This is a genomic window from Paenibacillus sp. VT-400 (assembly GCF_001029205.1).
GTDB classification, from domain to species: Bacteria; Bacillota; Bacilli; order Paenibacillales; family Paenibacillaceae; genus Paenibacillus; species Paenibacillus amylolyticus.
In genome coordinates this window covers 209,433-226,251 of sequence record NZ_LELF01000062.1, presented here as the reverse complement: position 1 = coordinate 226,251, position 16,819 = coordinate 209,433, and the positions used below count along the sequence as shown (strand labels likewise).

The 16,819-nt window shown below is 48.5% G+C and carries 11 protein-coding genes; all 11 read right to left on the bottom strand.

All coding sequences use genetic code 11. The features are described 5' to 3' along the window. Positions 1-102: 102 nt before the first annotated feature. The 11 genes from EL84_RS09475 to EL84_RS09425 all read right to left on the bottom strand — a co-directional run bounded on the left by EL84_RS09475 (position 103) and on the right by EL84_RS09425 (position 16,564). Positions 103-1,740, bottom strand: coding sequence for an ABC transporter substrate-binding protein (locus tag EL84_RS09475; protein WP_051447422.1), 1,638 nt, complete (start codon positions 1,738-1,740; stop codon positions 103-105). Positions 1,741-1,869: 129 nt separating this feature from the next. Next, positions 1,870-2,778 (bottom strand): carbohydrate ABC transporter permease, encoded by a 909-nt coding sequence (locus EL84_RS09470; RefSeq protein ID WP_017691189.1) that lies wholly within the window; start codon positions 2,776-2,778, stop codon positions 1,870-1,872. A 15-nt stretch (positions 2,779-2,793) separates the two neighbouring features. Continuing rightward, complete coding sequence (locus EL84_RS09465) at positions 2,794-3,771, bottom strand: ABC transporter permease (protein ID WP_047841495.1); 978 nt, start codon at positions 3,769-3,771, stop codon at positions 2,794-2,796. A gap of 497 nt (positions 3,772-4,268) precedes the next feature. Next, complete coding sequence (locus EL84_RS09460; protein WP_047841494.1) at positions 4,269-5,681, bottom strand: alpha-L-fucosidase; 1,413 nt, start codon at positions 5,679-5,681, stop codon at positions 4,269-4,271. A gap of 698 nt (positions 5,682-6,379) precedes the next feature. Continuing rightward, positions 6,380-7,438 (bottom strand): Gfo/Idh/MocA family protein, encoded by a 1,059-nt coding sequence (locus EL84_RS09455; protein ID WP_047841493.1) that lies wholly within the window; start codon positions 7,436-7,438, stop codon positions 6,380-6,382. 255 nt (positions 7,439-7,693) lie between these two features. Beyond that, positions 7,694-8,560, bottom strand: coding sequence for a sugar phosphate isomerase/epimerase family protein (locus EL84_RS09450; protein ID WP_047841492.1), 867 nt, complete (start codon positions 8,558-8,560; stop codon positions 7,694-7,696). 267 nt (positions 8,561-8,827) lie between these two features. Next, positions 8,828-10,609 carry a glycoside hydrolase family 35 protein gene (locus tag EL84_RS09445; RefSeq protein ID WP_047841491.1) on the bottom strand — a complete coding sequence of 594 codons (1,782 nt, stop codon included), beginning with the start codon at positions 10,607-10,609 and terminating at the stop codon, positions 8,828-8,830. 1 nt (position 10,610) lies between these two features. Then, positions 10,611-12,071 (bottom strand): alpha-L-fucosidase, encoded by a 1,461-nt coding sequence (locus tag EL84_RS09440; RefSeq protein WP_047841490.1) that lies wholly within the window; start codon positions 12,069-12,071, stop codon positions 10,611-10,613. Between the two features lie 30 nt (positions 12,072-12,101). Next, positions 12,102-12,866, bottom strand: a complete 765-nt coding sequence (locus EL84_RS09435; RefSeq protein WP_053061437.1) for a copper homeostasis protein CutC — start codon at positions 12,864-12,866, stop codon at positions 12,102-12,104. A gap of 533 nt (positions 12,867-13,399) precedes the next feature. Next, positions 13,400-13,591, bottom strand: a complete 192-nt coding sequence (locus EL84_RS09430; protein ID WP_017691199.1) for a hypothetical protein — start codon at positions 13,589-13,591, stop codon at positions 13,400-13,402. 189 nt (positions 13,592-13,780) lie between these two features. Then, positions 13,781-16,564, bottom strand: coding sequence for a glycoside hydrolase family 3 C-terminal domain-containing protein (locus EL84_RS09425; RefSeq protein ID WP_047841489.1), 2,784 nt, complete (start codon positions 16,562-16,564; stop codon positions 13,781-13,783). Positions 16,565-16,819 lie beyond the last annotated feature (255 nt).

Below are 16,819 nucleotides of genomic sequence, written 5' to 3'. Positions count from 1 at the left end.
AAATATTCAGTACATTATATCGGATGACGTGGGGTTGTCATAGGAGAAGACCGTCCCAGTCACGGGTGACAGACGGGACAGCCTCTATATTGAATCCTTCAATTATTGATTCTTCTCAATGGCACGCTGGTAGATCTCAAGGTAATTACTTAGTCCGAGACCATCAAAGCCTTTGACATACGAATCCCATTCCTTATCAATGCTCTTGCTGCCAATAATGAACTGTGCCATATTCGTCTGCACATAATCCTTGATGGCCGTAGTCAGTTGTGCAGCTGATTCCGTATCCTCTGGACGAATAAATACGTTCGCAGGGTATACTTCTTTGGGTGCATAAGGTTCATACACATTAGTAGCTTGAGCCAGACGTGTACCATAACCCTCTGCTTCTAAAGGATTCTGTCCTTCCGCAAACAGATTACGGAATGTGTTGGACAAGTCATGTGCTCCGATCTGTGACCAACTCTCGTTCACAACAACGTTCGGATCACGCTCAGGCAGGTTGTAGTAGCTGTATTTGGCAGGCTCGCCATTGATGTTTTTCTCATCGGCATCTGCCTTCTTCCAGCCCTTGCCTTCAGTTGGTCCGTACTCCGCGTACAGCGCACCTTCTTCACTGAACATGTAGTCTACGATTTTGATGGCGGCAATCTGCTGTGCTTCTGTCGCTTTGTTCGTGATGGCAAACTCAAACTCACCTACGCTCTGTGTGGCACCTGTCGTCTGCACTCCATCTGGTCCTTTCAATGGAGGAACGATCTCCCAGTGTTGATGACGGGTGATGTCTTTGTCATAAGTATTCACGAGATAACTGACCAGCGCCGTTGTAATGGAGCCGACCACTTCATCGCCTTCCTTGTTGCCCAGCTGTCCAATCGCCTGATCGTTCTGTGTAAAGGAAGCCGGATCAATCAGGCCATCTGCATAGAGCTTGTTCATGTACTCCAGCCCTTTCTTCCAGCCTTCCTGATTGGCGGCAAAACTCACCTTGCCATCGTTCACGATTAGGTATTTGTCGTTATCATTGTATATAAAGCTATTCATCAGGTAGGCATCAATGTTGCCATTCCATACATACTTGTTCGGTGCGCCTGTAAGTGGAATCTCGTCCGCTTTCCCGTTACCGTTTGGATCTTGTGTCTTAAACGCCTTCAGAACGGTATACAGTTCATCAGTTGTGGTTGGCATTTTCAGAGCCAGATTATCGAGCCATTCCGTGTTGATCCAGTATTTCTGTGCATACGTACAGTGGTAACATTCATTGAAGATAGGCAGCGCATAGATGTTGCCGTCCGGTGCCGTAATGGCTTCTTTGAAGTATGGTTTCTCTTCCATAATCTTGGTCAGATTCGGACCATACTTCTGAATCAGATCTTGTAGCGGAAGGAACACGCCCTGTTTTCCATAGGTTTGAAGGTCTGAGGTGGTGAACTTGCCGTGAAGAAATACTTCCGGATAATCACCACTAGCCAGCAGCAATTGTCTGCGATCCTGCAAAGCGTCCGTTGGGGCCAGATCCCATTTTAGGGTAACGTCGAACTTGTCTTCGATAAATTGGGTGAATTCATTCTCTTCCATGGACGCTTTGCCTTGCGGAGCAAAGAGGGTCATGGTTACAGGACCGCCGCTCTCCCCGCTACCGTCGCTACTTCCACCCGATTCCTCGGATGAACTGCATGCGGACAACAAAGCCATCGAAGCAAAGACCAGAAACAACATCGAAATCCAAGATTTTCTCAATCTGACTCCTCCTTTTTGTTCATAACGGCAAATTATTGACTTGTACTGCACGTGTATAAAATCGACCCCGGAAGCCGGCGTGTTCCTTCCACCTCCTTTCAAGAGGCAACCGGGCTTAACTCACAAGGATTAACCTTTCAGGGAACCAACCATGACCCCTTTAACAAAATGTTTCTGTACAAATGGATACATGATCAGAATTGGAATGCTCGCGACAACAATCAGTGCATATTTCAACACCTGCTCGAACCCTTGGTCCCGCATCTGTTGGCTGGTATTGGCGAGCATCGCCGGATCAGCCGCGTTCAGGATAAGCAGATTGCGAAGCACGTATTGTAGAGGGAACAATTTCTCGGAACGCAGGTAGATCAATGCATCAAAGTACGCATTCCAGTGACCTACGGCATACATGAGTGTCATGACTGCCAGAATGGGCTTTGATAAGGGAAGAACTACGCTGATCAGATACCGGATATCCCGGCAACCATCCATTTCCGCGGCCTCCCCGAGTTCTTCCGGAATGGAAGATTGGAAGAAAGTTCTTGCCACGATTACCTGGAATACTGCGAGCGCCCCGGGCAGCCACATCGCCCAACGTGTATCGAGCAGGTGCAAATCCTTCATCAAGAGGTAGGTGGGAATCAGACCGCCATCAAAGAACATCGTGATCATCATGAAAATAATGATGGCCCCTCGTCCATAAAACGATTTTCGTGACAAAGGATACGCCAGCATGACGGTCAGCACCACGTTAATGAACGTGCCCACCACGGTGTAAATGATCGTGTTATAGAAACCGAGCATAAGCTGTTGGCTTTTGAAAATGGAGATGTACGCCTTGATGTTAAAGTCGACCGGGAACAGCCACACCTGACCGGATGTCACGGCTCGTGAAGAGCTGAATGAAGAACTGATGATATACAAAAGCGGATAAAACACTGTTAGCAGTATGGCGAACAGAAAGATATAGTTGAATGTCATGAAAATGCGGTCACCGAGTGGGTCCTTGATCCGGTTACGATTAATCAGGTTGAACATGGATAAACTCCTCCTTTACCACAAGCTGTTCTGGGATACTTTGCGCGATATGCCGTTGACGATAACCAGCAGGATCAGGTTGATAATGGAGTTGAAGAACCCTACTGCCGAGGAGAAGCTGAAATTCGCCCCGATCAGACCCACCTTGTACACATACGTGGAGATGACCTCCGAAGCGCTTGTGTTGAGGGGATTCTGCATCAGGTATATTTTCTCGAAGCCCACACCCATAATGCTGCCCAGACTCAGAATCAGCATGATAACGGTGACTGGAACGAGCGATGGGAGGTCGATGTGCCATATTTTCCGAAGCCTTGATGCGCCGTCCATCTTTGCTGCTTCATAGAGAGATGGATCAACACCAGCAAGAGCTGCGATATATATGATCGATGAATATCCCATGCCCTGCCACACACCTGACCAGACATAGATCGATTTGAAGTATTCCGGAATGCCCATGAAGTTGGTCATCGGGAAGCCGAGCAGTGTGAACAGCTTGTCTACCACGCCCACATGCGGGGAGAGCATCAGAATGATAATGGATACCATGACAACGGTGGAGATAAAATGCGGAGCGTAAGTGACCATCTGCACGGTCTTTTTGAAGTAACCCGTTCGAATCTCATTCAGCGCCAGCGCCAGCAAGATCGGAATAGGGAAACCCGCAATTAAGGAATACAAGCTAATGCCTATCGTGTTTTTGATTAACAGCCAGAAGTTTGGAGATTGGAAGAAGGCCTCAAAATGTTTGAATCCGACCCACGGGCTTCCCCAGATTCCTTTGACCACACTGAAGTCCTTGAAGGCGATCTGTACACCCACCATAGGGATGTACTTGAAGATCAACAGATACAACACCGGGGGCAGCACGAGCAGGTAGAGCTCCCAGTGTTTCTTGAGGCTTTTGATGAATGGATGCTGCCGCTTGGGCTCCACATGTTTCCTCTGTTGGAGTTCCATCTTGGCGGGTATGCTTTCCGTGGCTCGACTCATTTGCGTCACTCCTTCTACACCTCAAGTGTAATAATACATTACATTTACATCCCTTAAACATCCTTTTTTCTGTTCATAGTTCCTTGTTAAACAAGTATGATGTAAACATTCATATCAGGTAGCGCTTTCTTAATTTGATAGTACATCGCACGGTAAACTTTTATCAATTTGCAATTTTCTCCGACTTCTCTTTATTCCACAAACCCTTGTGTGACAAGCGATTGCGAGCCGTTTCTATTGGGAATTGTGTTCCTTATGTATGAATAAAAAAATCCCGGAGGTGGTTATATCTCCCCCGGAATTGACATGGCATTCTTACATGCAAGTTCAAAAAGTTAACGATTCAGCACCGAGAAGGTTGCGAGAACCTGAAGGAGGAGGAGCGGAGTGTAGGCAAACCTACATGAGCACCGGACTCCGAAGGTGAACGCAAGATTCGATGTCGAGTTCGCTTCGTGGTTTACTTCGTGATCAATTGGGGACTTTTTGAACAACCTCTATGCGCTTGTGACCAGCCTGAACGTATGTGTGATCGGCGCTTCATTGGTTGTAGCGGACTGTGGCAGTTCCACGAGAAGTCCGTCTCCCGTCTGTTGATACGAAAGTACGTCATCGCTACCGACGAGTTCGATCCGCTCTACCTTTTCCAGATAAGGAATGATTAACTGTGGTTGTACGGTCTCATTCTCGTTTCGGTATATCCGGAAGGCATATACGGTGTTGATCTCTTCTTTCTGTGTGAAAGCCCAATCTTTCGTAAAATAAGGCCCGCATATCCGGGTTCCATAGACGCCTTCTCCATGAGTACCCAACCATTCACCGAGGCCCTTGATGCCTCGAATTGCCCCTTTTGGCAGACGCCCATCCGGTTGTGGTCCTACATTCAGCGCCAGGTTACCGCCCTTGGACACAACTTCGAGTAGAATATGTGCCAGCTGTCTTCCCGTTTTATACTGATCATCGAATCCGAAGGCAAAGGAGTTCCCCACCGTAATACAGCTCTCCCATGGAATGTTCATCGGATGTTCCGGTATGGTCTGCTCGGGGGTAACGATATTCTCATACGGTCCACCGACAGTGCGATCTGCGGACAGGAGCCAAGGTTGTGTGGTCTGACGTGCCCGTTCCACGACTTCTCCAAGCCTGATATCCTGACCATGGCGACCTTCGCGCACCCAGCCGGCATCCAGCCACAGACATTCGATTCGCCCGTAATTCGTCAGCAGCTCCATGATCTGCTCATGTGTGAACTCCACAAATTTCTCCCACAGCCACGGATACTTATGGGGATCATACGAAGGGCCGCGCCACATATGACGTCCACGCTCCATGCCCGGTGCCCAGTAATAAGGGGTATGCCAGTCCGCTTTGGAGAAGTACGCTGAGATGCCGAGTCCTTTGGCCCGGAAAGCGTCAAATAGCGCTCGACAGATGTCTGCATACTTATGGGTATGAAAAGGCGTGTCCTTACCCGTAATCCGGTAATCCGTCGTCTTGGTATCCCACATGCAAAAACCGTCATGGTGTTTGGTGGTGAACAGGAAGTATTTGAACCCGTTATCTGCCGCCATCTGTGCCCATTCCTCGGGCTGGAAGCGAATCGGATTGAAGGTTTTGTTCAGATCGAAATATTCCCGTTTGAAATCTTCCATGTCATCCGTCCAGTCGATGTCATCGCGCGACCAATCGCCATCTTCGTCGCTCAGCGCCCAAGATTCCACGAGGCCAAGCTGGGAATACGGTCCCCAGTGCATCATCAACCCCAGCTTCTGATCCTTGAACCACTCCAGCCGCTCATTCAGCAGCGGATCTTCCGGTTTGATCCATTCATCCTCTTTGCTAAAATTGTGCACGCCGGCTTCGACAATCTGCTCTTCCTGCTCCAGTACGGTTTCTTTGGCTTCGCTCATCCTGTTTCATCTCCTCTGGATTGGATAAAAGATAAACCATGCATGTTACGCCTGGTCACTCCGAGTGCAGTACCATCTTTCGATCGCTGTTATCCCCTGATTTCTCTTATTTCACTTTATAATTGTTGGAAATCCGTTGATAAAGGCGAGCGCTTCGCTTCTTCAGATTGGTTCTGCACTCTCCGTTTTGGCGTAAACGCTAGTTTAACTATTAAGGGGCTTAGTAACTTTGTTATTTCGAGTGCGGTGCCATCTTCAATCACTATGGAACCCCTTATTCCCCTCGTTTCTATAGGGAATACAAGCGGCTGATCCTGGTGAATAGGTAGAGAATTTTCTAAGGAACATAGAACGTCTTATTTGGTCCTTAGGTCCACTTTTTAAATTGTAAGGAACATCAGACACGTTATTTTCCGAAATTAGGTGGTAAAAACGCTGTAAACTGCTGCTTATTCTGATATAGCGTGTGTCAGGTTCCTTAGATTTCTGCTAGCGCTTCGAATCCTTGAATAAGACGCCTCAGATTCGTTAGCGCTCGCTCCATGCTCTGCTCCAACCGCAAGCGGAGAGGACGAATCCACACCCGCCCGGAGCGGAGCTTTTCATTGAAAAGGAGCGAAGCGATGTGCTCATAACTTTTAATGCCACGGGAGTAGTAAAGTATCTACGTAGCGTAACAACGCTATGCAATGCTCCTTTTACAGCGTGATTTCGCGGCCTTGACGGGCTGATTCGTAGATGGCACAGAGCATTTTCATCACTTCGACGCCGTCCTCGACGGGGCTAAGTGTTTCTTTGCGGCCCTGTGTACTATCGATAAAATGGTTGATTTCATTGCGGAACGAACCCATAAAGTCGAATGATTTGAAATCTACCTGTGGAGTCATGTTCAAAATGGTGTTGAATTTCTCACCGATGATCGAAATTTCCGGCTCCAGCTCGGCACCGCCTTTGTCGCCATATAGTTTGACCGAAGTCTCATCCGCTTTGGCATGGAGCGTGAAACTGACATCCACGAGCAGGCTCGCGCCGTTCTCGAAACGAATCAGGGCATTTGCCATATCCTCTACGGTGTTTTGCTCCGCGTCATAGTCCGCTGCTTTGTAGAACGACAGATTGTTAATGTTCGAACGGTTCCCCAATCGGTTGGACACGTTAGCGGAGACGGATTTCACCTTCGGTCTACCCATCAGATACCAGCAAATGTCGATCACATGCACCCCGATATCAATCAGCGGGCCGCCGCCGGAGCGTTTGACATCCGAGAACCAGCCACCCGGATTGCCCAGACGACGCAGACTGGAGGCTTTGGCATAATAGATCTCGCCCAGTTCACCCTCGTCGATGAACTTCTTCAGAATTTGTGCATTGTCGCTATAGCGGCGAACAAAACCAACTTGTAGCAACTTTCCGCTGCGATGGACCGCTTTTTCTACTTCGAGGGCATCCTCCACCGTTTGGCAGAGTGGTTTCTCACACAGCACGTTTTTGCCCGCGTCCATGGCAGCAATACTAATCTCCGCATGGGAGTCGTTCCATGTGCAGATGCTGACGGAATGAATCTCGGGCAGTGCGAGTAATTCTTTGTAATCGGTAAACACATGAGGTGCATCATATTGCTTTGCCACTTCTGTGGCACGTGCTTCATTCAGGTCACAGATAGCGTATATTTCAACGTCAGGGTTACTAGCGTAGGCTTGCAAATGGCAATCGGATATGGATCCTGCACCGATGACGGCGACTTTCAATTTGGACATAGTGCTGATTCCTCCATAAATAAAATAATTGACGTCCAGCGGGTAGACGTTCCGGTTGCGAATCGTTCTTCCGATCGCTCTTATCCCCAGATTTCTTTAATCCCCTTATTGCAAAGGGGAAATCCGGTGATAAAGGCGAACACTTCGTTTCTTCAGAATCGATTTCGCCCCCTCCACTACTTTTCCTGACTGAACTAACTTTCTGTTTGAACCATACGTAACAAGTCATATTTCATTTAAAACAAGTACTCAGCCCTATGCCTCTTCCCATAGGCGGCGGACGTTATCCATCGCAATGCGTGAGGCCGTTTTGCAATCTTCCATGCCTTCAAATTCTACCGAGATATATCCGTCATACCCGGATTGTTTCAACACACGGAACACCTCAGGCATGTCGATATCGCCATGGCCCACAATGGCACCCCGCAAGTAATTGCCATGCGAGGTTTGGAACCAGCCTTCACCGGGGTTCCGGTAGGAAGGTCTCCAGTAGAAGTCTTTGGCGTGCACTATCGACGCATACGGAATGTTATTTTTTACGGCACTCACCGGATCTTCATCCACGCAGAGGAAATTGCCCACATCCAGTGTGGTCTTGAAGTTGCTCCGCGCTGTTTCGTGTAACAAACGCTGAATTCGCTCACTCGACTGCACATAGTACCCATGGTTCTCGACGCTTGTTGTGATTCCAAAACCTGCTGCATAATCGGCTATCCGCTGACAGGCTTTCACCAGTTCCGGTAGGTCGATCTCGAACTGTGCTACGGTTCCTTCTGGTGCAGGGCGAAAAGCCACGTCATGACGCATCAACTTCACGCCGAGCGCTGCAGCCACATCCACATGTCGCATCACATTCTGGATCTCTTGCTCCAACGCTTCGGCGTCCTCCTGCACAGCAAAGTTAGCGCCGATGGCATAATTGGAAATGTCGATGCCTACCTCTTTTGCCACAGCTTTAATCTCATCAATTAACTCCGGGTTATCGATCAGATTGAATCCCATCGGCACAATCTCCACATGTTCCCCGCCCTGATCGGCGATCCAACGAATGGCATCCGGTACGGTCAATTCTTTGCGATCTAGTGCTTGTTGCAGACTGTAGGTGCTGAGTCCAACTTTCATTTTCCCTCATCCTCTCCTGTAGGACGTGTCTCAAAACTCACTGAAGTGCATCTTTTACCACCTTTTCGCCCCCTACTGCGTCACTTTCCCTTGACGTGCCCCGGCACGCCTGCGGAAAATTTCCTTGCTTGGAACGAAAATTCGGCAAAATCTGCGTCCTTCGGAGTTTTCAGACACGCCCTAGTCAATGTCCATACCCAACGTATACCTTTTTCCGGCGGACACGACAATTCTCAATAATCGTTTGGCTCTACTATTTTCCTTTTTCTAGCCCAAATCCGGTGTATCCACAAACGTTACGGCCTGATCAGCCGTCTGATGAAGCTCGAATACGATGATTTCATTCTCACCTTCGTGAAGGAGCGGAGCAGGTACATACAATGTTTTTTGCGGACCTTTATTCCAGTATCGACCCAGATTGAATCCGTTTACAAATACAACTCCCTTGGTCCAGCTATCCAGTCGCAGAAAAGTATCTCTTACATCCGTGATATTAAACTCTCCTCGATAAAATGCTGGTCCCTTTACTTCATTAACTGTTTCGTTAATTGCTTCGCTAATCACATCACTAAATTGCAAACCCGACAGATCAGTTAATGGCAGACAATGAATCGTCCAATCATATAAAAATTGAAAACCATGTCGCACACCCTCCGTAATCCCCTTCGGATCTCTCAGATATGGGCCATAGTTGATTCGCCCCATATTTTCAACAAGGATCAATAGATCTGCGCCCTCTGGCGGCACTTCAAAGGAAATCGATAATTCCGTATTTCCCCGTTCGAACACACCTTGAAATTGCCCATCAACAAACACAAGCGCACGATCATGCACCTCCTGAACCACCAGTTCCTGTCGCTCCCTGGGCCCGGATATTCGGGTCTGATAACAAATAAAGCCATAATCCTGACCCAGCTTCTCCATTGGTTCCGGATTCGTACGCTGCACCGGGGCTGATATCCGGTCCATCTGCGCCAGTAATGACGCCTGTTGGGTCAACTCCACCCGCCCATAGGCGATAGTCCCCTTCGATTTTGGTAGCACAAGCTCACCCAGATCTTCGCCGCTATACTGAGCAATAAGGTCCCTCACCGCATGGAACTTCGCTGTCGGCTCCCCGGATTCACTGAGCAGTGAATCATAGTCGTAACTTGTAATTGTGGGTTCGTATTGATCCTTCTGCTGACAGTTCGCCCCGTTATAAAATCCAAAGTTCGTTCCGCCGTGGAACATATAAAAGTTGACTGAAGCTCCTGTTCGAAGCATCTCCTCAAACACACCAGCCACATCTGTGGCTTCTCGGGTGTGATGTGACTCACCCCAGTGATCGAACCAGCCGTTCCAGTACTCCATGCACATCAAAGGTTCGTCCGCCTGATATTCACGCAACTTGGCGAACGCTCCCTGCGTCCCTGATCCAAAATTGACCGTAGCCAGATGCCCCGGTACCGATCCTGCTTGCAGCATGTGGTCAGTCGGTCCGTCCGAGGTAAATAACAACACATCCATACCGCGCTCCACCATGCCATCACGTAAATATTGCAGGTAACTCGCGTCGTTCCCGAAGCTGCCGTACTCATTTTCAATCTGCATTGCAATGATCGGCCCGCCATGGGTGCTCAGAAGAGGTTTCAACTTGGGCAAAAGCACATCATAATAACGATCCACATTCTCCAGAAATTTTGCATCACTACACCGCAGACGAATTTCATCATCGGCAAGCAGCCAGGCAGGTAATCCGCCAAACTCCCACTCGGCACATATATAAGGACTTGGGCGAACAATCACATGCAGGCCCACATCTCCCGCAATGCGAATAAAACATTCCAAATCAGCCATGCCTTCAAAACAATACTGCCCCGGCTGCGGCTCATGAACATTCCATGGCACATACGTCTCCACCGTATTGAAACCGCAGGCTTTCAGCTTGAGTAACCGATCCTCCCAATAGTCGGGGACCACTCTGAAATAATGGATTGCACCCGACAAAATCCGAATGGGCTCGCCATCATACATGAACTGTGAACCTTTATACGTTAGCAAGGCCATGTTACACCCCTCCCCGCTCGCTCAGATATATGCCTAACCCGGACAACGTAGGGCACCATCTGGATTCATGAATGCTTAAACGCATCTTTCTCGATGTGACCTGTGGGAAACAGCATATTCGCTTATACCCCACCACCGTCCCCTTGTAGAACTCTTCCCAACCACCATCTGCTCTCAGTGACTCCAGTGTAAAACGCTCAATCCGTTGGCCTGTCTGGATATGTTCCATCAGCACCACCCGGTCAAACGATCGTTCTTCCTGCAAATCCAGCTCGATCCAGGCCTGTTCCGTTCCTTCGTGAGGACACCAATACGTATCCCGTCGTTCCGTCAGCACTTCCGATACGGCATGTTGTTCATCCATCGTCTCCGATGCTTTTACCAGCGCCTGCAAGGCGAAATTTTCCTGAAAAATGGTGCGCAGCGAATCTCCCAATTCCTGTAGTCGCTCGACATCCGTTTCGTGAATGAGACCACGCGTATCCGGTGGCAGATTGAGTAAAAAGGTAGCGTTGCCCCCCACTGCGCCGTAATAGACGGCGAGCAGTTCTTCCAGTGTTTTGACCTGATCATCTTCACTGGCATGATAGAACCATCCTGGGCGAATTGAGGTATTCACCTCGGCAGGGTACCAGATCAGTTGGTCACCTTGGGAACGAATGACCTCTCGGCTTCCCAAATCACTGTCCTGTGTATTGACTCTTGTTGCAAACTCACCATCATCCACCTGTTGTGATTGCTCCTGAATCTTCTCATTATCCTGCATATGCGCTGGCACAACACTCCATTCCGATTCCCGTGTATGCCCCGCCTCATTGCCACACCAGCGAACATCCGGGCCACATACCGAGATGACAGCTTCGGGCTGAAGTTCACGAATAAGCGCATAATAGGTGTCCCAGTCATAGACCTGCCTTTTGCCATTCGGACCCTCACCACATGCACCATCAAACCATACACAGAAGATGTCGCCATAATTCGTGAGCAGCTCGCGCAACTGATGGAGGAAAAACTCGTTATACCTCTCCGAATCTCCGTAAGAGGCTTCATGCCGATCCCAAGGAGACAGGTACACGCCAAACTTCAATCCACCCTGACGGCAGGCATCAGCGACTTCCCGAACCAAATCCCCCGTACCGTTCCTCCACGGACTAGCCGCGACCGTATGCGCTGTAAACTGACTTGGCCACAAACAAAATCCATCATGATGCTTACATGTCAGAATCAGCCCCTTCATCCCGGCAGCCTTGCACGCCTGCACCCATTGCGCTGCGCTCAGTTCAGAAGGATTGAAAATCGCCGGGTCTTCCTCCCCAGTGCCCCATTCCTGATCCGTAAATGTATTTACCGTAAAATGAATAAACGCGTAGAACTCCATCTCCTGCCATCTCAGCTGGCGTTCGGATGGGCTGACCTGTGCTGCGGACTTAATCCATTCGGCTGGTTGCAGTTCATAATTCATGGCGTATCACTCCTTTTATTTAGCGCATCCCTATATCATTGGACCACCCTTGCTTGGACTGCTACTCAGTACACTACTGTCCATGAATGGCTGTGATGCAAGCAATAACTGCTGCTTGGCTTCTTCAACCAAATGTGGATCAATGGGATAATTAAAGCTACCTTTGTACCTCACGCCTGATCCCATATGTATCTCTGGGATACCCGTCTGTCTCACTAGCGTTTGAATTCCCTCTATGGTGACCCCCGACCCTGCCATGACAGCGATGTTCAAGGTTTGCCCCAATTGCTGAAGCTGTTTCAGTTCCAGTATGGCTTCAGGCGCTGTCTGTTTCCCTCCCGATGTAAGCACACGCTCCACGTTGCCCAATGTGTTAATGGCCTTGAGCGCCTCAGTCAAGCTTGTGCTCACATCAATTGCACGATGAAACGTAACGCCCAAACCCTGAGCTTCGGCCATACATGATTGCAAGGATATGAGGTCGACTTCACCATTTCCGGTGAGGGCGCCGATCACAATGCCAGTGGCTCCAAGTTCCCTCGCCACGCGTACATCCCGGGTCATGGCGTGAATGTCATCTGCGCTATAGCGGAACGAGCGGCTATGGGGACGGATCATGACATACACCGGAATGGATACCTGGGACACCACATGCTCCATGACGCCATAACTGGGGGTAAGTCCTCCTTCAGACATCGCAGACACCAGCTCAATCCGATCAGCCCCTCCCTCCTCAGCTGCTTTGGCATCTGCCGCATCTACAGCGATGACTTCCAATACAGGCTGTCTTTCCATAATGTAGCTCCCTTCACTTCATCGTAGATTATTCCAGCGTATTAAGGTGATCATCAGCAGGACATTATGTCGTAAGTAGATACTTCCGAGATTGCAATCCCGTATTCTCACCCAACCCTCGCATCGTTAACCCGTATCGATAGACATCACTCGAACGGCACACAGCCTGATCCATGACATAAAGGACCGACTGAACGCTTCATCAGCGCTCCTGCGGTCCTTCTTCATCATTATCTGAAGACGGTCAGCTTCCAGATGACAATCTGCAAAGGCTGGCCGTCCTGAACAATATATGGTTTGTCGGCAATGATCTTCATGATTGGATTCTCCTTTGGGGACCGGAATGGGCTAGCAAATAGAGAGCGCAACGGATTTCATGTACTTCGTCTGATCATTTTGTTATTTTCGTTATTATTAATGTTATTATTTATTAGCAATAGTCTAAAACGTTAGGATCAGAACGTCAATACAAAAAAAGACACCCCGAGGGTGTCTTCGTGTCTTGGATAACCTTCTGGTTATCCGAGCTTTTTCTATTTTCTGCGCCGAGCCTTCGTCATTCGATTAAACATAATCAGTGCAGCAATAATCATGGCTATCATGGCAATATTACTCGCCACTTCTTGTGATAATCCGAAAAGAACTCCCAGGTTAGTCACCAGGCCTCTTACAATCAGCGCCACCACAACCAGCAGGATTGGACTCAAAAAATTATAATTTCTCATTCCTCGCAACACCCCTGACCCCATTGTTCAGAACTACGAATCTCATAACACTATCATAACAGTAGCTATTCTGTGTTACAACAAAGGACACCCGCGTACAGTGTCCTTTGTCTTATACCAATGTATTCTACTTTTGATGACAGAACAACCTTTCGATTGCTCTTATCACCTGATATTCCCGATTATCTTCTACACCTGTTTGAATTCGATCCAGTCAATCTGGAGACCTGGTTTCGTAAAGTCCAGTTTCAATTCATACAGTCCTGCTTCAAGATCTACTTTGACAAGTTTCTGTCTGATCCATTTGCCTTCTGTACCATTCGTTTGGATGGTGGTCACCAACTGATCATTCAGGAGCAGGTTACATGCACTTTGAGCCAGTTCCGGCTCAGGGGACATGATCTGTACGATAATTCGATAATGGCCTGCCTCATCCACTTTCATGTAGACAGGTTCAGCTACCGCAGGTTTCACCTGTGCGTTTTCAACCAGCGCCTGAGCTTTTGCAGCAGATAGGGATGCATTCGCTTGGAACGAAGCAACGTTCTCCACGATCTCATGTTTTCTACCGGACACCGGTGCATTCATGATGAACTTGCAGATGTTAATCGCGGAACGTTGCAGTTCTCCGCGAGTCAATGTTCCATTTTCCAAGGATTCAATCGTGTTGTCGTCCCAGCCATTAATCTCTGCGCCGTAGTTCGGTACAACCATGTAGAGATCATTCTGCGCACGAATCATCCAGTTCGTGTATTTGCGATCAGCTTCTCCACCCTCGGTCACATCGTTCATAATCGCCCACCAGTCGGTCATGACGATACCCTCGAAATTCCATTCGCCGCGCAGGATCGTCGTATTCAGGTCGTAATTGGATGCCGCCCAGTGCCCGTTAACCGGGTTGTAGGAAGTCATGATGGAGTTCGCTCCGCCTTCTTTTACAGCGATTTCGAACCCTTTCAGGTAAATTTCACGCAGTGCACGTTCGGAGACAACAGCATCTACTTTACTGCGGTGTTTCTCCTGATTGTTGCAGGCAAAGTGTTTCAGTGTGGCATTGGAACCACCCTTCATGATACCTTTCGTACATGCTGCGGCAAATACACCCGAGATCAGCGGATCTTCGGAGAAGTACTCAAAGTTCCGGCCATTGAGCGGGCTCCGGCGGATATTTAGTCCAGGTCCGAGCAGGGTATCCACCTGATTTCTCAGCAATTCCTGTCCTTCCATCACATACAACTCTTCAACAAGATCCTTGTTCCATGTCGCGGCAAGCAACGTACCAATGGATACCTGTGTTGCCTTCTCGCCACTATCCATACGAATACCGGACGGGCCATCTGCCGTACATGCTACCGGAATACCGTAGTTAAACAGGCTGTCGCTGACACCACCAAATGCAGATGCTGTTCCCGAAGTAACGAGCGGACTGCTCATGCCTTCGCCACGGACAATCGCCGCCAGATCCTGATCACTCAGTTGAGCGATGAAGGTTTCCAGACTCACTTTGCCAGCCTTAACGTCACTCAGCTTGTGGCCCTGATTACCTGTCTGCTCCAGCGTTTGCGGGAGATTCTGCTCGATCCGGTTTGCCATGGATATCTTACGTTTCGGTACTTCTGCATAAGTCAGTTCATAAGATCCATCTTCCTTGCGCGTACCTGGTTTCATCCGTGTAAAATCTTCAGTTGGGGCCATCGCTTCTTGCAGTTGCTCCACCAATTGAAGGGATTCAATCACATATCCATCCTGGCCATCAATGCTGATATGCTGCACTTGTTTCACACTGGTTCCTACGTGCAGTCGGTATGTGCCTTCTTCCAATACGTACGCGGAAGCAAGACCTGTAACACCCGCATCATCGTAAGATGCCATGGCATGGATCGGGAAGCTGATCGTCAGAAGTTCTGACTCGCCCGGCTGCAACAATCCTGTTTTGCCAAAAGCCACCAACGCCTTCACCGGTTGTCCCAGTTTGCCTTGTGGTGCTTCATAGTAGACCTGCACAACCTCTTTGCCCGCATATGTTGTGCCTGAGTTGGTCACATTGACACGAACTTCAATGTAGGTTTCACCGTCTTTGGACACTGATTGTGCTTCTTCGTGCTGGGCAAAAAACGTCGTATAAGACAGGCCGTAACCGAATTCAAACTGAACGCGCTCAGGTCGAAACGTTTCGAAATAACGATAACCTACATAGATATCTTCCTGATAGAGGTTCTTGAACTCATTACCGTAGTTGCTTGTCGAAGGGTAATCTTCAATGGAATATGCAATCGTATCTGTCAGTTTACCGCTTGGTGTAACGTCCCCCGCCAGCACATCGGCAATCGCATTACCACCCTCCATACCACCATGCCAGGAGTAAATTACACCTTGGATTGGATGTAGATACGTTTCGTTTAACCAGCTCATGTCGATGATATTTGAGACATTCAACACAACGATTGTGTGTTCAAATTGCGAAGTAACTTGCTTCAACATCGCTTTCTCATCTTCTGTCAGTTGGTAACTTCCTGGCGCATCCGCATTATCCTGGTCTTCTCCTGCTGTACGTCCAATCACGATAATGGCTTTGCTGGATTTGCTTCTAGCCTGTGCAACCAGTTCATCCGTCAAAGGCATTTCTTTCTGATTCCATGGCTCGGCCGCCCATACTTTTCCGCCATCATCAAATGGATTTTCCTCAATCCACTTCTCATAGACAGCTGCCAGCTCTTCATTAACAGTAATATTCTTCTTGCTGCGCAGACCATCCAATAGATTCGTTGTGTAGGCCACATGAACACTACCGCCTGAACCCGTGCCGCTCCGATAATAATTGACTTGAATCCGTCCAAAAACTGAAACGTTTTCGTTTTTACGAAGTGGAAGCACTTGGCCTTCATTTCTGAGTAAAACGGCTCCTTCAGCGGCAACCGTACGACTAAACTCTGCAAACCCTTCCAATGGAACTCCGATTTGATGTGTGCTCAATGATTTCCCTCCTGATTGTCATCCCCATACCTACGAATCGCTATATATAAAATGAACTATATAAATTGAACTAAAGAATATTTACACTGGACACTCCGATGACAGAATAACCTTCCGATCGCTGTTATCCCCAGATTTTATGAATCCCCCTTATATGGGGAAAATCCGGGGATAAAGGCGAACGCTTTCGCTTCTTCAGGTTTTTTCTGTCCTCTCCGTTTCGTGTAAATGTTTAGTTCAATTTATATAACAAAA